Below are 21,814 nucleotides of genomic sequence, written 5' to 3'. Positions count from 1 at the left end.
ATGCATATTGGGATTGTCGCAGACGGGGGTTATGAAAAGGGAATGGGCCATGTTGTCCGGATGAAGAGACTTGCGGATGAACTCAAACAATGCTGCTTGATTACGTTTTACACAAATCAGGAGTCTGAACCATTTCTTCATGAAGAGCATTGGCATGTCATCGTAAAGCCGGAGTTGCAGCAGCATGAATTTATTCTCCGGGAAATAAAAAGCAAGAAACTTGATCTGCTTTTGTTTGATATTCTCGGCGCACCTGTTGAGCTGTTAACGAAAATAAAGGCGGAGACAGATGCGAAAATTGTACTTTTTGAAGAGAAAAACGCCAAAGCGATTCATCAAAGCGACGCAGTCATCAACGGAATTTACGGCGATATCAGAAGCAAGGTGTACGATCAGGGAAACACCCGCATCTATGAAGGGCCGGATTATCTTATTCTTCACCCTGCCTTCCAAACTGCAAGAAATGATTACACACTTAAGAAAAAATGCCGCAATATCGTTGTTGCATTAGGAGGAAGTGATCCGAAGCAGCTTGTTTTTAAAGTGTTGGCTGCAGCCGACCAAGTCCCCGCCATGAAAGACAAAAACATGATGTTTGTGATGGGGAGCGCTTCACCGCATCAAGAGGCGCTTCGAAGGCAGATTCAAAAGAAGCCGCAGTACACGGTGATCGGGCAAACAAATGATATGGCGGGTATGATGAAACAAGCGGATACAGCCATTGTCGGCGGCGGCATCTCCCTGTACGAAGCCATTTGCATCGGCGTGCCGTGCCTTGTTCTTTCTCAGGTTGAACACCAAACGGCAACGGCCAAAACATTCGCTGAGCTAGGCGCCGCTCTTGATCTTGGCTTGGGAGAGCTTGTATCGGATGAAACGCTTATCTATCAGATGTCACGAATCATCAGCAGCTATCCTCTTCGCCTTTCTTTGCACAAGGGAGGAAGGCCGCTCGTGGATGGCAAAGGCATCAAGCGGGTATCAGCGATTCTTCAAGATTTGTATGATCAAAAGATATAAATATGCATGTAAGGAAGTGTTAATGTGAAAGGTGTTATTTTAGCCGGAGGAAACGGCTCACGCCTTATGCCCTTAACGAAAGCCGTCAACAAGCATTTGCTTCCTGTAGGCCCGTATCCGATGATTTACTGGTCGATTATGAAGCTGGAGGAAGCCGGAATAAAAGACATTTTACTCATCAGCCAAAAAGAGCATATGCCGCAATTTTTCAAACTGCTTGGGAACGGGGAAGAGCTTGGCGTCACAATCACTTATCAGGTTCAGCCAGCCGCATCAGGCATTTCAGATGGGCTGTCTTATGCAAAACGCTTTACGAAAAAAGAGCCTTTCATTTTATTATTAGGTGATAATATATTCGAAGATTCATTAAAGCCTTTTACGGAGCGTTTTGAACAGCAGGGAAAAGGAGCAAAGGTGCTGCTGAAAGAAGTTGATGATCCGGAACGCTTCGGGATTGCTGAGATTGATGAGAAAAACAAGCGGATACGTTCTATTATCGAGAAGCCCGCACATCCGCCGACCAACCTTTGTGTAACCGGTATTTATATGTATGATGCGGAGGTATTTTCGTATATTGAACAAATATCACCGTCGAAGCGCGGCGAGCTGGAAATTACCGATGTGAATAATCTATACATCGAAAACAGCCAGCTTACGTATGATGTGTTATCAGGCTGGTGGGTCGATGCCGGAACTCACGAATCGCTTCATCTCGCCTCTCAGCTTGTACATCAGGCTTTACAGAAAGGACAGGACAATAAGTGATGGCAAAATCATATTTAATTACGGGCGGGGCCGGCTTCATCGGGCTCACGTTTACAAAGCTCATGCTGAAGGAAACGGATGCGCGCATTACCGTTTTAGATAAACTAACGTACGCCAGCCACCCGGAGGAAATGGAAAAACTAAAGGAAAACAGCCGATTTCGCTTTGTAAAAGGGGATATCAGCGTTCAGGAGGATATCGATCGGGCATTTGATGAGACCTATGACGGCGTGATTCACTTTGCTGCGGAATCGCATGTGGACAGAAGCATTTCCCAAGCGGAGCCGTTTATCACCACAAATGTCATGGGGACATACCGATTGGCGGAAGCGGTCTTGCAGGGAAAAGCCAAAAAGCTGATTCATATTTCAACAGATGAGGTTTACGGAGATTTAGAAGCGGATGATCCCGCATTTACTGAAACAACGCCGCTTTCTCCTAATAACCCATACTCAGCCAGCAAAGCAAGCTCTGATTTGCTCGTGTTAGCGTATGTAAAAACCCACAAGCTTCCGGCCATTATTACAAGATGCAGCAACAATTACGGCCCCTACCAGCACAGCGAAAAAATGATTCCGACGATTATCCGACATGCGAAGCAAGGTCTACCGGTTCCGCTGTACGGCGATGGGCTTCAGATCCGAGACTGGCTGTTTGCGGAGGACCATTGCCGCGCCATCAAGCTGATTTTAGAAAAAGGAACCGACGGAGAGGTGTATAACATCGGCGGCGGAAATGAACGCACAAATAAAGAGCTGGCGAGCATCATCATGAAGCATCTGGGCTGTGAGGAATTGTTCGCCCACGTGGAAGACCGAAAAGGGCATGACCGGCGCTATGCGATCAATGCATCGAAGCTGAAAAACGAACTGGGCTGGCGGCAGGAAGTTCCATTTGAAGAAGGCATTGCGCGTACGATTCGCTGGTATACAGACAATGACCGATGAGAAGGTGATCCGATTGACAAAGGTATTGGTGACTGGTGCGGGAGGACAGCTTGGCCTGGAACTGTGCCGCCAGCTGAAGCAAGCCGGGTATGAGGTCATTGCGTTAACAAAGAAGATGATGAACATTGCCGATCAGCGCTCAGTGCGGTATTCGTTTGGCCATTATCAGCCGGATATCGTGGTCAACACAGCCGCGTTTACGTCAGTTGATAAATGCGAGACAGAACTTGATAAAGCGTACTCGATTAATGGAATCGGCGCTTATTATACAGCGATGGAGGCAACCCGTATCGGCGCTCAATATATTCATATCAGCACGGACTATGTATTTGACGGGAGAGGAACCCAGCCATACAGGGAAGATGACCCCCTCGATCCGAACACCATCTACGGCAAAAGCAAAAAGCTCGGAGAAGAACTGATTCGATTAGCAACAAAAGACAGCACGATTATCAGAACGTCGTGGGTGTACGGACATGGCGGCAGCAATTTCGTTCAGACCATGCTGAGGCTTGCTGAAACGAAACAAGAGCTGAGGGTTGTAAGCGATCAAATTGGTTCTCCGACTTATACGAAGGATTTAGCAGAAGCGGTTATCAAGCTGTTCAGCCATCCGCCGGGCATCTATCATGTCAGCAATTCAGGCATATGCAGCTGGTATGAATTCGCGAAGGCCATTATGGAAGATAGCGGACTGGCCACAGTCATTTTGCCTGTCACGACTGAAGAATACGGAAACAAAACGCCCCGTCCGGCTTACTCTGTGCTGAGCCATCGGGCCATTGAAGAAGCCGGCATTCGCCCTCGCCATTGGCGGGAAGCGCTACGGGAGTATTTGCAGGAGAGGAGCAGTGCGCGTGATTGATGGAGTCAAGGTGAAAAAATTGACGAAGCATAGTGACGACAGAGGCTTTTTTGCTGAGCTGGTTCGGGATGATGAGAATCTTCTTGAGCATTTCGGGCAGGCCTCTTGGTCGAAAAGCTATCCGGGTGTAATTAAAGCATTTCATTATCATGAGAAGCAGGATGATCTCTGGTTTTTCCCAACCGGCCACGCTCAGGTTGTCCTTTACGATCTGCGCGAGGACTCAAAGACAAAAGGAGAAACTGACGTCTATTATATGGGCGAAGACAACCCGATGCTGTTATTGATCCCAAAAGGGGTCGCTCACGGGTACAGAGTGCTGGGAGAAACACCGCTGACGATTATCTACTTCACCACCATGTCGTATAATCCGGATCAGCCTGATGAAAAAAGAATTCCGTGGAATGATGAGACGATCGGTTTTAACTGGAATACCGAATTTAGATAAAGATAGGAACGCGATCAATCGAAGAGCGGAGGCATCTTCGCCTTTTTTTGTCCTTTTTTCAAAAATAGGATAAAAGGCAGGAATCAACAGGTGGATGTGACTAGAAAAAAGAGAGAAAACCATCCTTTTGAACCTTGTATAAACAGGATGGAATTCTGAAAAAACTCTAAGTGTTAATATTCCTGAAAAAGCATTTACTTCCATGGAAAATGATGATAGATTAATTTTTAAGAAAAAGTAAGATAATTCGCGAATTACGGCAAAACACTTTTTCAGCAGAGGACGCTCTGGCCAATTCCGACAATTAATTGAGGGGGAAAAGTCATGTTAAAAAGAACGTCATTTGTATCTTCATTATTCATCAGTTCAGCTGTCTTACTATCAATCTTGCTTCCTTCAGGCCAAGCTCATGCGCAGTCTGCATCAATTGAGGCTAAAACGATCAACAGCACAAAAGAGTGGACCACTTCTGATATCGAAGTAACATATAAACCAAATGCGGTGCTTTCTCTCGGAGCAGTAGAATTTCGTTTTCCTGACGGGTTTCATGCAACGACAAGAGATTCAGTGAATGGAAGAACACTGAAAGAAACACAGATATTAAACGATGGAAAAACAGTCAGACTCCCGCTTACGCTTGATTTGTTAGGCGCAACTGAATTTGACCTCGTCATGGTGCGTAAAACCCTTCCGCGCGCAGGCACTTATACAATTAAAGGCGATGTTGTAAATGGTTTAGGAATCGGCAGTTTTTATGCTGAAACGCAGCTGGTGATTGACCCTCGTTAATAAATGTGATCAGAGACTGAGATCTTTTCAGTCTCTTTTTTTTGTTGATTAAAAAACTGGTACGGATCTTGCATGATAATAAGGGTGAATCCAATGCAGAAAGGAATTGGCCGGCCAATTTTTTAAAGCGCTTACATTTATGGCTGGTCAAAAAAACAATGAGGTGAAAAAAGATGTCAGCAAAGCAAGTCAAGAAAGATGAGGAAAAAGAGGCTCTTAACTTATTTCTGTCTACCCAAACGATCATTAAGGAAGCCCTTCGGAAGCTGGGCTATCCGGGCGATATGTATGAACTTATGAAAGAGCCGCAGAGAATGCTCACTGTCCGCATCCCGGTAAAAATGGATAACGGCAGCGTCAAAGTGTTCACAGGCTACCGATCGCAGCACAATGATGCGGTCGGCCCGACAAAGGGAGGCGTGCGTTTCCATCCTGAAGTCAATGAAGAGGAAGTCAAGGCATTATCCATTTGGATGACGCTCAAGTGCGGGATTGCCAATCTTCCTTACGGCGGCGGAAAGGGCGGTATTATTTGTGATCCGCGCACAATGTCATTTGGAGAACTGGAAAGGCTGAGCAGGGGATATGTCCGTGCCATCAGCCAGATCGTCGGCCCGACAAAGGATATTCCGGCTCCCGATGTGTACACCAACTCGCAAATTATGGCGTGGATGATGGATGAGTACAGCCGGCTGCGGGAATTCGATTCTCCGGGCTTTATCACGGGAAAACCGCTCGTTTTAGGCGGATCGCAAGGCCGGGAAACGGCAACGGCACAGGGCGTCACGATTTGTATTGAAGAGGCGGTTAAGAAAAAAGGGATCAAGCTGCAAAACGCGCGGATCATCATACAGGGTTTTGGAAACGCGGGAAGCTTTCTGGCCAAATTCATGCACGATGCGGGCGCGAAGGTGGTCGGGATCTCGGATGCCCATGGCGGGCTCTACAACCCGGACGGTCTTGATATCCCTTATTTGCTCGATAAGCGGGACAGCTTCGGCATGGTTACCAACTTATTTACAGACGTCATCACGAATGAGGAGCTGCTTGAAAAGGATTGCGATATTTTAGTGCCTGCGGCAATCGCCAATCAAATCACAGCCAAAAACGCACATAACATTCAAGCGTCAATCGTCGTCGAAGCAGCGAATGGCCCGACAACCATTGATGCCACTAAGATCCTGAATGAAAGAGGCGTGCTCCTCGTGCCTGATATCCTGGCGAGTGCCGGCGGCGTCACGGTTTCTTATTTTGAATGGGTGCAAAACAACCAAGGATATTATTGGCCAGAAGAAGAGGTCGCAGAAAAACTGAGGAACGTCATGGTCAATTCATTCGAAACCATTTATCAGACAGCAGCAACACATAAAGTCGATATGCGCTTGGCGGCTTACATGACAGGCATCAGAAAATCGGCAGAAGCATCACGATTCCGAGGGTGGGTTTAAATTCGGAAGGGGAGATATCCTCTTCTGACGCAAAAAAAATTTGCGCTTATCCTTTGCAGGAAGAGTGAGACCTGCAAATAAAATTTGCGCTTCAACATCGGAGAAAGAGAAAGGTGTCGGCTATTAGACAAATTTCCGTTCGATTCAACAAGTTTTTTCAGCAAAAGACAAAAAAGCGGCATGGTTCTTGCATTTTTATAATAAGAAAACATTTTTCATGACATGAGGGGGATTACATATGACAGTTTCATACGCGCACGAACCATTTACTGATTTTACGGAAGCAAAGAATAAAACAGCATTTCAAGAGTCATTGGCATTTGTAAACACTCAGCTCGGCAAGCATTATCCGCTAATCATAAATGGAGAACAAATAGAAACGGACCGCAAAATTGTTTCCATTAACCCGGCAAATAAAGAAGAGGTCATTGGGTACGCGTCTACAGCGGATCAAGAGCTTGCTGAAAAAGCGATGCAAGCCGCATTGCAGGCATTTGAATCTTGGAAAAAACAAAGACCGGAGCATCGCGCGAATATCCTCTTTAAAGCAGCGGCTATTTTGCGGAAAAGAAAGCATGAATTTTCAAGCTATCTTGTAAAGGAAGCAGGAAAACCGTGGAAGGAAGCTGATGCGGATACGGCTGAAGCGATAGACTTTTTAGAGTTCTACGCGCGGCAAATGTTAAGCCTCAAGGAAGGGGCTCCGGTGAAGAGCCGTGCAGGCGAGTTCAATCAATACAACTACGAAGCGCTTGGCGTCGGCATCGTCATTTCTCCATTTAATTTCCCGCTTGCGATTATGGCAGGTACAGCGGCTGCTGCAATAGTGACAGGGAATACGATTCTCTTAAAACCGGCTGACGCAGCGCCCGTAGTAGCTGCAAAATTTGTCGAGGTCATGGAGGAAGCGGGCTTGCCAAACGGCGTTCTCAATTACATCCCTGGAGATGGAGCGGAGATCGGTGATTTCTTAGTGGAGCATCCGAAAACACGGTTTGTCTCATTTACAGGTTCCCGTGCAGTCGGCTGCCGGATTTATGAGCATGCCGCCAAAGTGCAGCCTGGCCAAAAATGGCTGAAGCGGGTGATTGCTGAGATGGGCGGAAAAGACACGGTGCTTGTCGACAAGGACGCTGATCTTGACCTTGCTGCATCTTCTATCGTGTATTCAGCGTTTGGATATTCAGGACAGAAGTGTTCAGCAGGCTCCCGCGCAGTCATCCATCAGGATGTTTATGATGAAGTGGTGGAAAAAGCTGTGGCGCTGACGAAATCGCTGGCTGTCGGCAATCCGGAAGATCCTAATACGTATATGGGTCCCGTGATCCATGAAGCGTCCTACAATAAAGTCATGTCATATATTGAAATCGGCAAATCTGAAGGCAAGCTGTTGACCGGCGGTGAAGGCGATGATTCAAAAGGCTACTTTATTCAGCCGACGATTTTTGCAGATGTTGATGAAAACGCGCGCTTGATGCAAGAAGAAATTTTTGGCCCGGTTGTGGCGATCTGCAAAGCGCGTGATTTCGATCATATGCTGGAGATTGCAAATAACACGGAATACGGATTAACAGGCGCTCTGCTGACGAAAAATCGTGCGCACATTGAACGGGCGCGTGAGGATTTCCATGTCGGGAACCTATACTTCAACAGAGGCTGTACCGGGGCGATTGTAGGCTATCAGCCGTTCGGCGGTTTTAATATGTCCGGAACAGACTCAAAAGCAGGCGGCCCGGATTATTTAATTCTTCACATGCAGGCCAAAACAACGTCCGAAGCTTTTTGATTTGAGAGAAATAAAATCGTGCGATTCTTGAGCGGATCGCACGATTTCAACTTTTGATCAGGAGGACAATTTATGCTATATACAAAAATCAGTCACATGAAGACGGCTGAAAGAGTGGAGGCGCTGACAACGTCTCTGGTCAGTCTCAGCAGTGTAAACGGCACTGTCGGAGAAGGGACAAAAGCGAATTTTATCAAAGAAGTAATCATGAGCTATCCTTATTTTCAGGAAAATCCTGGACATGTGTGGGAACAGGTCATTCCGAACGACCCATACAATCGTAAAAATATTTTTGCATTTATTGAAGGACATGGTGAAAGCCGAACTACTGTCATTTACCATGCCCATCTGGATACAGTCGGAATAGAAGATTTCGGACCTTTAAAGGATATTGCTTTTGATTGCGAGAAATTGGCCGATTACTTCAGCCGTTATGAATTCGATCAAGATGTTCAGCGGGATGCCAAATCGGGTGAGTGGATGTTCGGAAGAGGATCTGTCGATATGCAAAGCGGCATCGCTGTTCATTTAGCCAATCTACTGCACTTTTCAGAGAACCTCGATACACTGCCGGGAAATCTATTGTTTATGGCAAATCCGGATGAGGAGAGTCAGCATTCCGGCGTTCTCGCCAGCATTTCAGAGCTGAACAGGCTAAAAAAAGAAAAACAGCTTCATTATCTGGCTGCCATTAATACGGATTTTATTACGCCGCTTTACGATGGTGATAAGACAAGGTATATCTACACCGGAGCCGCGGGAAAACTGCTGCCTTGCTTTTACATCTACGGGCGAGAAGTACATGTTGGCGATACGCTGGCAGGCATTGATCCAAATTTAATTTCATCAGAAATCACACGCCGTCTTCACAATAACATTCAGCTGGCAGAAAGGATCGAAGGAGAGTTGGTACTGCCCCCATCCTGTTTGTATCAGCGCGATAATAAGGAATCCTATAATGTGCAAACAGCTGTCAGCAGCTGCTTGTATTTCAATTATTTTATTTATGAAAGAACAGCAAAGGAAATTATGGATCTGCTTATCGAAGTTACTGAGGAAGCATGCGGGGATATAGAACAAAAATTATCAGACTATTATGAAGAATATGCAAAGAGAACCAATCTGCCGAAGAAACATTTAACATGGGACATTCAAGTGTACAGTCTGGAGCAATACTTAGAAAAGCTGAGAAGCCGCGGCGTAGATCCCGAGCAATGTATCGAGCAGGCATTCAAAGCCAATGAGCACCTTGAACTTCGTATGAGATGCTTTCAGGCAATCGAAGAGCTTCAAAAGCTTGACCCCGATCAAGGCGCAAAAGTCATTCTATTTTACGCACCTCCTTACCTGCCGCATAACTATTTGAAAGAAGACAGCGCAAGAGATCAGCTTTTGCAGCATGTGATTAAAGAAGCGGCTGACAAAACCGCTGAATCGACAGGCGAAATATTTGTCTTCAAAAAGTTTTTCCCCTTCTTGGCAGACGGCAGTTTCTTATCGTTGCACGAAACCGATGGCGAAATTGATTCCTTTATCAGAAACTTCCCTGGGTGGAATATGATTGGAACCATCCCGTTCAAAGATATACGCCAACTGAATATTCCATCTATCAACATGGGCGTATACGGAAAAGATGGACATAAATGGACAGAACGAGTCTATAAACCGTACACATTTCACGTATTGCCTCACCTCATTCAGCAAACCACTGTTCACCTTTTGCAAAGCTACCGGATGACCATCACGGCAAAAGAACCGAAGGGGGAAGGATGATGCAGGATCGTAATAATGAATTGCAGCGCAGCATGAAAAGCAGGCATTTGTTTATGATTGCCTTGGGAGGGGTGATTGGAACCGGGCTGTTTTTAGGCTCCGGCTTTACCATCAGCCAGGCGGGACCGCTTGGTGCCATTGCCGCGTATATCATCGGCGGATTTTTAATGTACCTTGTCATGCTTTGTTTAGGAGAACTGGCAGTTGCCATGCCGGTGGCCGGATCGTTTCAGGCCTACGCCACTAAATTTCTGGGACCGTCGACAGGCTTTATGATCGGCTGGCTGTATTGGTTCAGCTGGGCGAATACAGTAGGCTTGGAGCTGACGTCAGCAGGCATTTTGATGCAAAGGTGGCTGCCCTCCGTTCCGATCTGGGTATGGTGTCTCGTGTTTGGCATCGTCATCTTTTTGATTAATGCGCTGTCTGTCAGAAGCTTTGCCGAAATGGAGTTTTGGTTTTCAAGCATCAAAGTGGCAGCGATCGTATTATTTATCGTGATCGGCGGAGCCGCCGTGTTTGGCTTGATTGACTTTAAAGGCGGACAGGAAACGCCATTTTTCTCTAACTTTATGACTGATAGAGGGCTTTTCCCTAATGGGGTGCTGGCCGTGATGTTTACGCTGGTCATGGTGAATTTCTCCTTTCAGGGGACGGAGCTTGTCGGCATTGCGGCAGGGGAAAGTGAAAACCCAGAAAAAACACTGCCAAAGTCCATTCGAAATGTCATTTGGCGCACACTGTTTTTCTTTGTGCTCGCGATGTTCATCCTGGTTGCCATTCTTCCTTACAAAACGGCGGGGGTCATTGAAAGCCCGTTTGTGGCGGTGCTCGATCAAATCGGCATCCCATTTGCAGCTGATATTATGAACTTTGTCATCTTAACGGCGATTTTGTCTGTTGCCAATTCAGGATTGTATGCGGCGTCGCGCATGATGTGGTCACTTTCATCAAATAAAATGGGCCCTTCCTTTCTCACCAGGCTGACAAAAAAAGGCGTGCCGATGAATGCCTTGCTGATTACACTTGGCATTTCGGGCTGTTCGCTTTTGACAAGTGTCATGGCTGCAGAAACGGTGTATTTATGGTGTATCTCAATCTCCGGTATGGTGACAGTTGTCGCATGGATGTCCATTTGTGCGTCGCAATTTTTCTTTCGCAGACGTTTCCTCGCTGAAGGCGGAAACGTGAATGACCTGGAGTTCAGAACGCCTCTTTATCCGCTAGTCCCAATTCTCGGATTTGGTTTATACGCCTGTGTATTGATCAGCCTTATTTTCATTCCGGATCAAAGAATCGGCTTGTACTGTGGCGTGCCGATCATTATTTTCTGCTATGCGTACTACCATCTGAGCATCAAAAAACGCATAAATCATGAACCGATAGAAAAAGAACAGGCAGAGGTGCAATAGAAAAGCTCTCCGGAAAACCGGAGAGCTTTTTTACGTATTGCGTCTGACAAAAAAACAGATTTTTTTAAATGAAATATATAAATCCTTATTGATATTTAAATGAAAATAATAAAATGAATAAAGTTTTCGTTCAAATTGTGAATTGTAAAAAAACAATGCTAAACTATAATTTAACTTTTATGATAAGAAGATTATGGAAGAGGTGTTTGAGGGAGAATGAACAGCAAACAAAACAATGACATCAAAACAAAACATCATTTTCCGCTATTGTTAGCACTGGCTTTAACGATGGGGGTATTTGCTGCCGGGTCTGAAGAGCTTGTGATCTCACCGCTGCTGCCGGATTTGGCAAAAGCCTTCAATTCAGATGTCAGTGTCCTTGCGTTATCTATCAGTATTTACGGCGTTATGATTTTTATCGGTGCGCCGCTACTGGTTCCTTTAGGTGATAAATACTCCAGAGAACTAAGTTTAATGGCGGGGCTTATGATCTTTATTATAGGAACAGTGATATGCGCTTTGGCTCAAAATATCTTTTTCTTCTTTTTAGGCCGTGCGCTGTCGGGGTTGGCTGCGGGAGCGTTTGTGCCGACCGCTTATGCAGTTGTAGGAGATCGAGTTCCTTATACATACCGGGGCAAGGTGATGGGACTGATTGTTTCAAGCTGGTCGTTGGCACTTATCTTCGGTGTGCCGATCGGATCATTTATCGGAGGCGCCCTGCATTGGAGATGGACATTTTGGATCTTTGCCTTGATGGGCGTTCTGGTTGTTCTGCTGATCCTGCTTGAAATGCGCCGTCATGCCGAACATAAAAACAGCGGCAAGGAAGAAAAAGAAGAGCCGGCTGGAACATTCCGGGATGCGCTGAAAGTCCCGCGAGTTCCCGTTTATATCACGATAACCTTTTGTAATATGATTGGTTTTTACGGTATGTATTCATTTTTAGGCTCCTATCTCCAGGACGTTTTTACCGGAGGAAATACAGCTGCGGGCTTATTTATCATGATTTACGGCATCGGGTTTTCCATGAGTATCATTACAGGAAAGGTTGCCGACCGCATCGGAAAAATGCGCTCCCTTTTTATTGCACTGGGGGTCATCAGCGTGCTGCTGGCATGTTTAGCCTATGCGCCGGCATCAATGATTCTGTTAATTGTCAGCCTGTTTATTTGGGGATTAATGCAAAGCTTGACGGTGACACTGCTTAGCACCATTTTGAGTGACTGCTCAGAGCATCATCGCGGAAAAATCATGGTGTTTTACAGCCTCGCCTCGAATCTGGCTGTGACATTAGGATCTGCTTTGATGGGGCCTGTATATGTAGGATACGGGTATGCAGCCGTCGGATTGATTTGCGCCGCCATCACAGTGCTCGGATTTGTGCTTAGTGTATTCGCGTATAAAAAGTACGGCAAGTATGAGCAGAAAACCGATCATTCCTTATCCCAATAAACAAAGTTTCTAAATTCCTATAATAAAAAACCCTTTCTTAAGGGTTTTTTGTGTTTGTATGGGAATAATTATCAATATTTTCAAAAAATGTTGACAGTTCAATCGGAGCTGGATAAAATTTACTTAAAATTTTAAAAGATTGGTTGGTGCTCATGATTATATTGGATAATAGCATTCAGACAAAAAAAAGAACTGATTCAATATCCAAACTCATTACAGTCAACACGCTCGGCCCTGAGGGGACAAGCAGTGAGTACGCAGCAAAACATTTCATCTCCAATTTTACTCTTCAACAAGGGCTGAACAGTAAATTGTCCTTGCATGATACATTTGAATCATGTATCGAAAGGACCCTTCAAAGCCCGCTGGAATATACTATCGTCCCACACGCTTATGACGGCATTAAGCATTTCTATATGAGGCCGGATTTGCAGCTATTGCAGATCTTCAGGTGCGATACACCGATGTACGGCCTGGCTGTTCGTCCTGATTTTGAATTCAGCGACGATATGCTTGATTCATCTGTTATCGTTTCACATCCTTCACCCATTAATTTAATCAAATATTTTACCCGCAAAGATGTACGTTTCAAACTGGTCAATTCGACCAGTCAAGCTGCAAGAAAAGTAAAAGAAGGCTTATATGACATTGCCTTAACCAATGAGCTTGCACGGCAAAAGTACGGGCTTACATTTGTGAAAACATTTAAAAGCATTCCTATGAGCTGGTCATTATTCGGAAAAGGAGACGTTGATTATGAAAACTAAAGAAGATATGCAGGAGCTTTATTTCCCGACACCGAAATTAATAGAATGGGAAAACGGGGTGAGACAGTATTCAACCGTGCGCGGCGACACTGAGGTATTAATGTCTTACGTTCCGCCGCATACCAACGTTGAACCTCATCAGCATAAAGAAGTCCAAATCGGCATGGTGATTTCTGGTGAACTGATGATGACTGTCGGAGATGTGACGAGAAAAATGACGGCCTTGGAATCTGCCTATATTGCGCCGCCTCATGTGCCTCACGGGGCAAGAAACGATACAGACCAAGAAGTCATTGCCATCGATATCAAGCGGCTGAAAGCGGATGAAACATATACAAGTCCTGAGGACTATTTTTTGAATATTTTTAAAACAAGGGACCTATTGCCTGGCATGGAAGTCACGTTCTTTGTTGAGGACTGGGTGGAAATCATGCTGGCCAAAATCCCTGGAAACGGCGGGGAGATGCCTTTCCATAAACATCGGAATGAACAAATCGGCATCTGCATCGGCGGCGGTTACGACATGACGGTCGAAGGCTGCACGGTGGAAATGAAATTCGGCACAGCCTATTTCTGCGAGCCTCGGGAGGATCACGGCGCCATCAACCGTTCCGAAAAAGAATCAAAATCAATTAACATCTTCTTCCCGCCGCGCTACAACAGAGCAAAAGCAAAAAAAATAAAGGCGGATGAGTGATCATGAACCTTATCGATAAAACTGTCCTCATAACAGGAGGTGCATCAGGCATTGGTTATGCGGCGGTTCAGGCTTTTTTGAACCAGCAGGCCAATGTGGTTGTCGCGGATATTGATGAGGCGCAGGGAGAAGCAATGATCCGGAAAGAAAATAATGACAGGCTGCACTTTGTGCAAACGGACATTACAGACGAAGGTGCCTGTCAGTACGCTGTTCAATCGGCGGTAGATACATTTGGAGGGTTAGATGTATTAATTAATAACGCGGGCATCGAAATCGTGGCTCCCATTCACGAGATGGAGCTCAGCGATTGGAACAAGGTGCTGCAAGTCAATTTGACCGGCACGTTTTTAATGAGCAAGTACGCACTCAAGCATATGCTGGCTGCCGGCAAGGGCAACATCATTAATACGTGCTCAGTCGGCGGACTCGTGGCATGGCCTGATATCCCTGCTTATAACGCCAGCAAAGGAGGCGTTTTGCAGCTGACGCGGTCAATGGCCGTTGATTATGCGAAACATCAAATTCGCGTCAACTGCGTATGCCCGGGAATTATCGACACACCGTTAAATGAAAAATCATTCCTTGAAAATAATGAAGGCACACTTGAAGAGATCAAAAAAGAAAAGGCAAAGGTAAATCCGCTGCTGAGGCTCGGAAAACCCGAAGAAATTGCAAACGTGATGCTGTTTTTAGCCTCAGATTTATCAAGCTATATGACCGGAAGCACCATCACCGCAGACGGAGGATACACCGCACAATAGAGAAGGAGTGTTTTACATATGGAGAGAAAAACAGTATTGGTCATCGCTGATCTTGGAGGCTGCCCGCCGCACATGTTTTATAAAAGCGCTGCTGAAAAATATAACCTGGTTAGCTTTATTCCGAGACCTTTTGCAATAACAGCCTCCCATGCAGCACTGATTGAAAAATACTCGGTCGCGGTCATAAAAGATAAAGACTATTTTCAGAGCTTAGCTGATTTTGAGCATCCCGATTCAATTTATTGGGCGCATGAGGATCATGACAAGCCTGAAGAAGAGGTTGTCGAGCAAATCGTCAAGGTTGCCCAAATGTTTGAGGCGGACGCCATCACAACAAACAATGAATTATTCATTGCCCCGATGGCGAAAGCCTGTGAACGCCTTGGCCTGAGGGGCGCCGGAGTGCAGGCAGCGGAAAATGCCAGAGATAAAAATAAAATGAGGGACGCTTTTAATAAGGCGGGAGTCAAATCGATCAAAAACAAACGAGTCACAACTCTTGAGGATTTTCGTGCTGCACTTGAAGAGATCGGCACACCTCTAATCTTAAAGCCTACATACTTAGCGAGTTCAATCGGCGTAACGCTGATTACCGACACGGAGACGGCAGAAGATGAATTTAACAGAGTCAATGACTACCTGAAATCGATTAACGTGCCGAAGGCGGTCACATTTGAAGCACCGTTTATTGCTGAGGAATTTTTACAGGGTGAGTACGGAGACTGGTATCAAACAGAAGGGTACTCCGACTATATCAGCATAGAAGGCATTATGGCAGATGGTGAGTATTTTCCGATCGCCATTCATGACAAAACGCCGCAAATTGGATTTACAGAGACATCACATATTACGCCATCCATTCTGGATGAAGAGGCGAAAAAGAAAATTGTCGAAGCGGCTAAAAAGGCAAATGAAGGGCTTGGACTGCAAAATTGCGCAACACATACAGAAATCAAGCTAATGAAAAACAGAGAACCGGGTTTAATAGAGTCGGCTGCCAGATTCGCAGGCTGGAATATGATTCCTAACATTAAAAAGGTTTTCGGCCTTGATATGGCGCAATTATTATTAGATGTTCTCTGTTTCGGAAAAGATGCTGATCTGCCGGACGGGTTATTGGATCAAGAGCCTTACTATGTTGCTGACTGCCATCTGTACCCTCAGCATTTCAAACAAAATGGCCAGATCCCTGAAACTGCCGAGGATTTGGTAATCGAAGCGATCGATATTCCGGATGGGCTTTTGAAGGGTGATACAGAAATCGTTACTTTTTCGGCTGCGGCACCAGGAACATCAGTTGATTTGACACTGTTTGAAGCCTTCAACTCCATTGCTGCATTTGAACTGAAAGGCAGCAATTCACAGGATGTGGCTGAATCAATCAGACAAATTCAGCAGCATGCGAAGCTGACGGCAAAGTATGTGCTGCCAGTATGAAACAGTTAAAACCCAACTCTAAATACTTGCTTTACGGGCAGGCGCTATCGTTTATGGGAGACTATTGTGTTCTCCCTGCCCTGCTCATTTTGTCTACATATTATCACGATTATTGGGTGACGTCGGGGGTCATCGTGGTCAGAAGCATTCCGATGGTGTTCCAGCCATTTTTGGGGGTTCTGGTCGACCGGTTAGACAGAATTAAGATCATGCTGTGGACGGATATCATCAGGGGCATCATCTTTTTAGGGCTCACATTTCTTCCAAAAGGCGAGTATCCGCTAATTTTTCTGGCCTTGCTGTTTATTTCTTATGGAAGCGGCGTGTTTTTTAATCCGGCCCGTCTCGCTGTCATGTCATCATTGGAATCAGATATTAAAAGCATCAATACGTTATTTGCAAAAGCGACCACCATCTCTATTATCGTCGGGGCAGCTGCCGGAGGGCTTTTTCTGTTAGGCGGTTCTGTAGAGCTGGCTGTTGCCTTTAACGGTGTGACATACTTGATTTCGGCCATTTTTATCAGTCGCATTAAGCTGCAATTCGTGCCGATTCAATCTGAAAACATAAAAGAGGCCTTTCAGTCTTTTAAAGAAGGACTCAAGGAAATCAAAACGAATGCTTTCGTATTAAACGCCATGTTTACGATGATTACGATGGCTTTGCTGTGGGGAATTGTGTACAGCTATTTTCCAATTGTCAGCCGCTTTTTGGGTGACGGGGAAATCGGCAACTTTATTCTCACGTTCTGCATCGGCTTCGGCGGCTTCATCGGAGCGGTGCTTGTCAGCAAATGGGGCTTTAACAACAATAGAGGCCTGACGTACTTTGCCGTTTTATCCATTGTCTCGCTGGCGCTGTTTTTATTCACTCCGATTTTCGCTGTCTCTGTCATCGCCGCAATCCTCTTTTTCATCGCGATGGAATACGGAGAAGTGCTTGCAAAGGTGAAGGTTCAGGAAAATGCGGCGAACCAGATTCAAGGGCGTATTTTTTCGGTGGCGGAAGCGTCGATCGGATTATGCATTTCTGTTGGTTCGATGTTAATCAACGTCTTAAACGCTCCGGTCATTATGGGGCTGATTGTTGTGATCGTAAGCGGATTGTTTTTGCATACGAAGCTCGTCAACAAATCATTTTTGGAACGGGATAACAAAACGGAGCAAAAAGGAGTCTTTTAGATGGAAATAACACCGTCCGACGTCATCAAGACACTTCCAAAGCAAGAGTTTTCACTCGTTTTTCAAAAGGTGAAGGAATTGGAAAAAACGGGGGCCCATATCATTAATCTCGGACAGGGAAACCCTGACCTTCCGACTCCGCCGCATATTGTGGAGGCTTTGCGGGAGGCGTCTCTGAATCCTTCATTTCACGGATACGGCCCATTCAGAGGCTATCCTTTTTTGAAGGAAGCGATCGCTGCTTTCTATAAAAGAGAATACGGGGTGTCAATCAATCCTGAAACGGAAGTTGCGCTCTTTGGCGGCGGAAAAGCCGGCTTGTATGTGCTGACACAATGCCTGCTCAATCCGGGAGACATCGCTTTGGTCCCGAATCCAGGCTACCCTGAATACTTGTCAGGAATTACGATGGCGCGAGCTGAGCTGCACGAAATGCCGCTGTATGAAGAAAATGGCTATCTGCCGGATTTTGAAAAGATCGATCCCGCTGTGCTGGAAAAAGCAAAGCTCATGTTTTTGAACTATCCGAATAACCCGACGGGAGCTGTGGCCGATGCGGCTTTTTATGCAAAAGCGGCTGCTTTTGCGAAAGAGCACAACATCCACTTGATTCATGATTTCGCGTACGGCGCGTTTGAATTTGATAAAAAGCCGGCCAGCTTTCTTGGGGCAGAGGATGCCAAAGTTGTCGGGGCAGAGCTTTATTCGTTTTCAAAAACATTTAACATGGCCGGCTGGAGAATGGCGTTTGCCGTCGGGAATGAAAAGATCATTCAGGCCGTCAATGAATTTCAGGATCATGTATTTGTCGGCATGTTCGGCGGATTGCAGCAGGCGGCGAGTGCCGCTCTTTCAGGAGATCCGGAGCAAACGGAATCCTTGAAACGAATCTACGAGGAACGAATTGGCTTTTTTACGGAGCTGTGTGAAAAGGAACTGGGCTGGAAGATGGAAAAGCCAAAAGGAACGTTTTACGTATGGGCTGAAATTCCGAAAACGTTTGAGACATCTCACCAATTCTCAGATTACTTGCTGGAGCATGCCCATGTCGTTGTCACGCCGGGCGAAATATTCGGAGGCAACGGAAAAAGGCATGTCAGAATATCGATGGTGTCGAAGCAGGAGGATTTGCGGGAATTTGTCATGCGGATTCAAAAGCTGAACCTGCCGTTTTCATCATTACAAGAAGTATCCCGCTAAAAAGCGGGATTTTTTTATATGCTTTTCATGCTGCCGCCATCAGCGGAAATTTGCTGTCCGGTGATATAGGAGGCTTCCTCAGAGGCGAGAAACGCGGCGAGTGCTGCGGTTTCTTCAGCTGATCCGACACGCTTCATCGGAATTCCGGAAGCAATCTGTTCTTCTGCTTCTTGTATGGAAATGCTGTTTTTTTTCATCACATTTTCCACAAATTGATGGTAACGGTCTGTAGCGATAAAACCAGGATTCAGGCAGTTGACAGTAATGTTGTGAGGAGCAAGCTGGATGGAAATATTTTTACTGGCGTTAATTAAAGCGGCATTCATCATACTGTTTGTAAACATATTGGCGCCGGGTTCTTTCCACAGATTTCCGACAATGTTGATGATTCTGCCAAACTCATTTTGTTTCATCAGTGAGGCGGCACGCTTGATAGCGTCAATATAGGCGACGGTTTTCTGTGTAAATGTAGCCGTCATATCCTCTATATTACAATTATCAAATGTGTCAGGCGCGCCGCCCGGGATATTATTAATCAGAACATCAAGCCGTCCGCATTGAGATTCGATTTTTTGAAAAATGTCGGCTCTCGTATGCTGGTCAGACATATCACCCGCAAGGACAATGACACTCGCTTCAGGATGCTTGGCCAAAATGTCTTTTTTGACATGTTCAATATTGTCCAAGTTTCGCGAATTAATGACGACAGAAAAATGCTGGTCTGCTAGCTTTAGAGCAATTGCTTTTCCGATCCCTTGACTGGCTCCCATAATAAATGCGGTTCGTTTTGACAAATAACAGCACCCCTTTGAAAAAATTGGATTATTATCTATATCGTAAGAAAAAACGGAGAAATTAGCAAATTTTATTTAAATTCTGATAATAAGGGACCGAAAAACTCCCGCCGGTTAGGGCGGGAGGAGATATTATACATATAGGAATTGAGGAAGTGTATCAAGCGAAAGGCGGTTGCCGACAAAGAATGAACCGAATTCGCCGTAGCGGGCGCTGACTTCGTCGAAACGCATTTCATACACAAGCTTTTTGAATTGAAGCACATCATCACTGAATAATGTAACGCCCCATTCGTAATCGTCAAAGCCGACTGAGCCGGTGATGATCTGTTTGACTTTGCCTGCATAGCTGCGGCCGATTAAGCCATGGCTTCTCATCAAGTTTCTGCGTTCTTCCATTGAAAGCATGTACCAGTTGTCATTGCCGGATCTTCTTTTATCCATTGGATAGAAGCATATATATTTTGACTCAGGCAGTTCAGGGTAAAGGCGCGCACGCACGTGCGGATTTTCGTAAGGATCGCCGTCGCCGCTTGCCAAGTAGTTGCTCAGCTCTACCACTGATACGTAGGAGTATGCCGGAATGGTGAACTCAGCAAGTCTTGATTTGTTGAATTCGAGCTCAAGTTGATTTAATTCTTCCATTGTAGGGCGAAGAATCATCAGCATAAAGTCAGCTTTTTGGCCGACGATGCTGTAAAGGGTCTGTGATCCTTTTCCTTCTTTTTGGGCTATACCCCACTTTTCAAGCAATCCTGTGAATTCATGTATGATAGATTGGCGCTCATCACTGGACAGCAGCTTCCAGGAAGTCCAGTCCATTGTCCGGAAATCATGAAGCGCATACCAGCCGTCAAGCGTTTTTGCCGCTTCATTCGTCATTTGCTGTTCACTCATTTATCTTCACTCCTATTATCTTTTCATGATTGCCTTCACTATATCATAGTTTATCCGATTCTACTGTGGAGAAACCTTGAACATCCCTTTCGTATAACTCCATAAAAATAAGAGAAGCTATAAGGAAAGAATGAGTCACTTAAATTAATTAGAAAAATAAGATTTTTTTATGAAAGCGCTATAATGAAAGTTGGCTGTTTGAATTTGACTGGAAGAAGAGTATGCTAGTAAAAGAAAGCGTTTTTGTAACATTTTGAGGAGGTTTTATTGTGGCAGATTTATTTTCAACAGTGCAAGAAAAAGTAGCTGGAAAAGACGTTAAAATTGTATTTCCTGAAGGCTTAGACGAGCGTATTTTAGAAGCGGTCAGCAAGCTTGCAGGAAACAAAGTGCTGAATCCGATTGTGATCGGCAATGAAAATGAGATCCAAACAAAAGCAAAAGAACTGAACCTGACGCTAGACGGCGTTGAGATTTATGATCCTCATACATATGAAGGCATGGAAGACCTTGTACAAGCATTCGTAGAACGCCGTAAAGGCAAAGCAACAGAAGAACAGGCTCGAAAAGCGTTATTAGATGAGAACTACTTCGGTACAATGCTGGTGTACAAAGGCCTTGCACACGGACTTGTAAGCGGAGCGGCTCATTCAACAGCCGACACAGTCCGCCCGGCTCTTCAAATCATCAAAACAAAAGAAGGCGTGAAAAAGACTTCCGGCGTGTTCATCATGGCTCGTGGAGAAGAGCAATATGTATTCGCGGATTGCGCGATCAACATTGCGCCTGATAGCCAAGATCTTGCCGAGATTGCGATCGAAAGTGCCAATACGGCAAAAATGTTCGACATTGAGCCTCGCGTGGCAATGCTCAGCTTCTCTACAAAGGGCTCAGCAAAATCTGATGAAACAGAAAAAGTTGCGGATGCGGTGAAAATTGCGAAAGAAAAAGCACCTGAACTGACACTTGACGGCGAATTCCAATTCGATGCTGCATTTGTTCCATCTGTAGCTGAGAAAAAAGCGCCGGATTCCGAAATCAAAGGGGATGCTAACGTATTCGTATTCCCAAGCCTTGAAGCAGGAAACATCGGCTATAAAATCGCTCAGCGTTTGGGCAACTTTGAAGCGGTAGGACCAATCCTGCAAGGTTTGAATATGCCTGTAAACGACCTTTCAAGAGGATGTAACGCTGAAGATGTTTACAATCTCGCATTAATTACAGCGGTGCAAGCACTGTAAGAAAAATGAAGACGATGGCAGCTCTCTTCCGGAGGGCTGCCTTTTTTGCGTCTCCGTATAGCCTTCTTTACCAAGACAGATGATATGAGTACAATAAAGAAAACTGATCATAATCATATATTTTATTA

20 protein-coding genes are annotated in these 21,814 nt (G+C 45.4%); 18 read left to right on the top strand and 2 right to left on the bottom strand.

Annotated features, from left to right (window positions below; all coding sequences use genetic code 11):
* The 17 genes from Q5C82_RS02070 (at position 1) to bacF (ending at position 18,754) form a co-directional block, all read left to right on the top strand.
* Positions 1–1,020 carry a PseG/SpsG family protein gene (locus Q5C82_RS02070; RefSeq protein ID WP_003222108.1) on the top strand — a complete coding sequence of 340 codons (1,020 nt, stop codon included), beginning with the start codon at positions 1–3 and terminating at the stop codon, positions 1,018–1,020.
* A 24-nt stretch (positions 1,021–1,044) separates the two neighbouring features.
* Positions 1,045–1,785 carry a sugar phosphate nucleotidyltransferase gene (locus Q5C82_RS02065; protein WP_003222106.1) on the top strand — a complete coding sequence of 247 codons (741 nt, stop codon included), beginning with the start codon at positions 1,045–1,047 and terminating at the stop codon, positions 1,783–1,785.
* Positions 1,785–2,732 carry a dTDP-glucose 4,6-dehydratase gene (gene rfbB, locus Q5C82_RS02060; protein WP_003222104.1) on the top strand — a complete coding sequence of 316 codons (948 nt, stop codon included), beginning with the start codon at positions 1,785–1,787 and terminating at the stop codon, positions 2,730–2,732. The genes Q5C82_RS02065 and rfbB overlap by 1 nt, the downstream gene beginning before the upstream one ends.
* 13 nt (positions 2,733–2,745) lie before the next feature.
* Complete coding sequence (gene rfbD, locus Q5C82_RS02055) at positions 2,746–3,597, top strand: dTDP-4-dehydrorhamnose reductase (protein ID WP_003222102.1); 852 nt, start codon at positions 2,746–2,748, stop codon at positions 3,595–3,597.
* Entirely contained in the window at positions 3,590–4,045 is a 456-nt protein-coding gene (locus Q5C82_RS02050) for a dTDP-4-dehydrorhamnose 3,5-epimerase family protein (RefSeq protein ID WP_003222100.1), read from the top strand. Before rfbD ends, Q5C82_RS02050 begins: the two co-directional genes overlap by 8 nt.
* Before the next feature lie 324 nt (positions 4,046–4,369).
* Positions 4,370–4,834, top strand: a complete 465-nt coding sequence (bslB, locus tag Q5C82_RS02045; RefSeq protein WP_003222098.1) for a biofilm surface layer hydrophobin BslB — start codon at positions 4,370–4,372, stop codon at positions 4,832–4,834.
* Between the two features lie 173 nt (positions 4,835–5,007).
* Positions 5,008–6,282, top strand: coding sequence for a glutamate dehydrogenase (gene rocG / locus Q5C82_RS02040; protein WP_003222096.1), 1,275 nt, complete (start codon positions 5,008–5,010; stop codon positions 6,280–6,282).
* Between the two features lie 238 nt (positions 6,283–6,520).
* Positions 6,521–8,068, top strand: coding sequence for an L-glutamate gamma-semialdehyde dehydrogenase (pruA, locus tag Q5C82_RS02035; RefSeq protein WP_003222094.1), 1,548 nt, complete (start codon positions 6,521–6,523; stop codon positions 8,066–8,068).
* A 72-nt stretch (positions 8,069–8,140) separates the two neighbouring features.
* On the top strand, positions 8,141–9,841 hold the full coding sequence (locus Q5C82_RS02030; protein ID WP_003222092.1) for a M20 family metallopeptidase: 1,701 nt from the start codon (positions 8,141–8,143) through the stop codon (positions 9,839–9,841).
* A complete protein-coding gene (locus Q5C82_RS02025) occupies positions 9,841–11,253 on the top strand; it encodes an amino acid permease (RefSeq protein WP_003222090.1) in 1,413 nt (470 codons plus the stop codon). The genes Q5C82_RS02030 and Q5C82_RS02025 overlap by 1 nt, the downstream gene beginning before the upstream one ends.
* A gap of 216 nt (positions 11,254–11,469) precedes the next feature.
* Positions 11,470–12,708, top strand: a complete 1,239-nt coding sequence (locus tag Q5C82_RS02020; protein WP_003222088.1) for an MFS transporter — start codon at positions 11,470–11,472, stop codon at positions 12,706–12,708.
* A gap of 152 nt (positions 12,709–12,860) precedes the next feature.
* Positions 12,861–13,475, top strand: a complete 615-nt coding sequence (bacA, locus tag Q5C82_RS02015; protein ID WP_003222086.1) for a prephenate decarboxylase — start codon at positions 12,861–12,863, stop codon at positions 13,473–13,475.
* Positions 13,465–14,172, top strand: coding sequence for a 3-((4R)-4-hydroxycyclohexa-1,5-dien-1-yl)-2-oxopropanoate isomerase (gene bacB / locus Q5C82_RS02010; RefSeq protein ID WP_003222084.1), 708 nt, complete (start codon positions 13,465–13,467; stop codon positions 14,170–14,172). Before bacA ends, bacB begins: the two co-directional genes overlap by 11 nt.
* Before the next feature lie 2 nt (positions 14,173–14,174).
* Positions 14,175–14,936 carry a dihydroanticapsin 7-dehydrogenase gene (bacC, locus tag Q5C82_RS02005; RefSeq protein ID WP_003222081.1) on the top strand — a complete coding sequence of 254 codons (762 nt, stop codon included), beginning with the start codon at positions 14,175–14,177 and terminating at the stop codon, positions 14,934–14,936.
* An 18-nt stretch (positions 14,937–14,954) separates the two neighbouring features.
* Positions 14,955–16,373: an alanine--anticapsin ligase gene (bacD, locus tag Q5C82_RS02000; RefSeq protein ID WP_003222079.1), complete on the top strand. Its 1,419-nt coding sequence runs from the start codon at positions 14,955–14,957 to the stop codon at positions 16,371–16,373.
* Entirely contained in the window at positions 16,370–17,554 is a 1,185-nt protein-coding gene (gene bacE, locus Q5C82_RS01995; RefSeq protein WP_032727276.1) for a bacilysin exporter BacE, read from the top strand. The genes bacD and bacE overlap by 4 nt, the downstream gene beginning before the upstream one ends.
* Positions 17,555–18,754 (top strand): transaminase BacF, encoded by a 1,200-nt coding sequence (gene bacF, locus Q5C82_RS01990; RefSeq protein ID WP_003222068.1) that lies wholly within the window; start codon positions 17,555–17,557, stop codon positions 18,752–18,754.
* 14 nt (positions 18,755–18,768) lie between these two features.
* On the opposite strand, the gene bacG is transcribed toward bacF, so the two are convergent.
* On the bottom strand, positions 18,769–19,548 hold the full coding sequence (bacG, locus tag Q5C82_RS01985) for an NADPH-dependent reductase BacG (RefSeq protein WP_003222065.1): 780 nt from the start codon (positions 19,546–19,548) through the stop codon (positions 18,769–18,771).
* Positions 19,549–19,680: 132 nt separating this feature from the next.
* Positions 19,681–20,445, bottom strand: a complete 765-nt coding sequence (gene hemQ, locus Q5C82_RS01980; RefSeq protein ID WP_003222063.1) for a hydrogen peroxide-dependent heme synthase — start codon at positions 20,443–20,445, stop codon at positions 19,681–19,683.
* Positions 20,446–20,714: 269 nt separating this feature from the next.
* Between hemQ and pta the strand changes: the two genes are divergently transcribed.
* Positions 20,715–21,686: a phosphate acetyltransferase gene (gene pta, locus Q5C82_RS01975; RefSeq protein ID WP_003222061.1), complete on the top strand. Its 972-nt coding sequence runs from the start codon at positions 20,715–20,717 to the stop codon at positions 21,684–21,686.
* The last annotated feature ends 128 nt before the right edge of the window (positions 21,687–21,814 follow it).

It is taken from the genome of uncultured Bacillus sp. (assembly GCF_958411575.1).
GTDB classification, from domain to species: domain Bacteria; phylum Bacillota; class Bacilli; order Bacillales; family Bacillaceae; genus Bacillus; species Bacillus spizizenii.
The sequence above is the reverse complement of the archived record's forward strand: the minus strand, read 5'-3'. Positions and strand labels throughout refer to the sequence as shown.

Coding starts and splice junctions, on each gene's coding strand:
- hemQ (WP_003222063.1), bottom strand. CDS start 20,445: ATGAGTGAACAGCAAATGACGAATGAAGCGGCAAAAACGCTTGACGGC.
- bacD (WP_003222079.1), top strand. CDS start 14,955: ATGGAGAGAAAAACAGTATTGGTCATCGCTGATCTTGGAGGCTGCCCG.
- bacE (WP_032727276.1), top strand. CDS start 16,370: ATGAAACAGTTAAAACCCAACTCTAAATACTTGCTTTACGGGCAGGCG.
- Q5C82_RS02030 (WP_003222092.1), top strand. CDS start 8,141: ATGCTATATACAAAAATCAGTCACATGAAGACGGCTGAAAGAGTGGAG.
- bslB (WP_003222098.1), top strand. CDS start 4,370: ATGTTAAAAAGAACGTCATTTGTATCTTCATTATTCATCAGTTCAGCT.
- Q5C82_RS02070 (WP_003222108.1), top strand. CDS start 1: ATGCATATTGGGATTGTCGCAGACGGGGGTTATGAAAAGGGAATGGGC.
- Q5C82_RS02025 (WP_003222090.1), top strand. CDS start 9,841: ATGCAGGATCGTAATAATGAATTGCAGCGCAGCATGAAAAGCAGGCAT.
- bacB (WP_003222084.1), top strand. CDS start 13,465: ATGAAAACTAAAGAAGATATGCAGGAGCTTTATTTCCCGACACCGAAA.
- pruA (WP_003222094.1), top strand. CDS start 6,521: ATGACAGTTTCATACGCGCACGAACCATTTACTGATTTTACGGAAGCA.
- Q5C82_RS02020 (WP_003222088.1), top strand. CDS start 11,470: ATGAACAGCAAACAAAACAATGACATCAAAACAAAACATCATTTTCCG.
- bacF (WP_003222068.1), top strand. CDS start 17,555: ATGGAAATAACACCGTCCGACGTCATCAAGACACTTCCAAAGCAAGAG.
- bacC (WP_003222081.1), top strand. CDS start 14,175: ATGAACCTTATCGATAAAACTGTCCTCATAACAGGAGGTGCATCAGGC.
- rfbB (WP_003222104.1), top strand. CDS start 1,785: ATGGCAAAATCATATTTAATTACGGGCGGGGCCGGCTTCATCGGGCTC.
- rocG (WP_003222096.1), top strand. CDS start 5,008: ATGTCAGCAAAGCAAGTCAAGAAAGATGAGGAAAAAGAGGCTCTTAAC.
- bacA (WP_003222086.1), top strand. CDS start 12,861: ATGATTATATTGGATAATAGCATTCAGACAAAAAAAAGAACTGATTCA.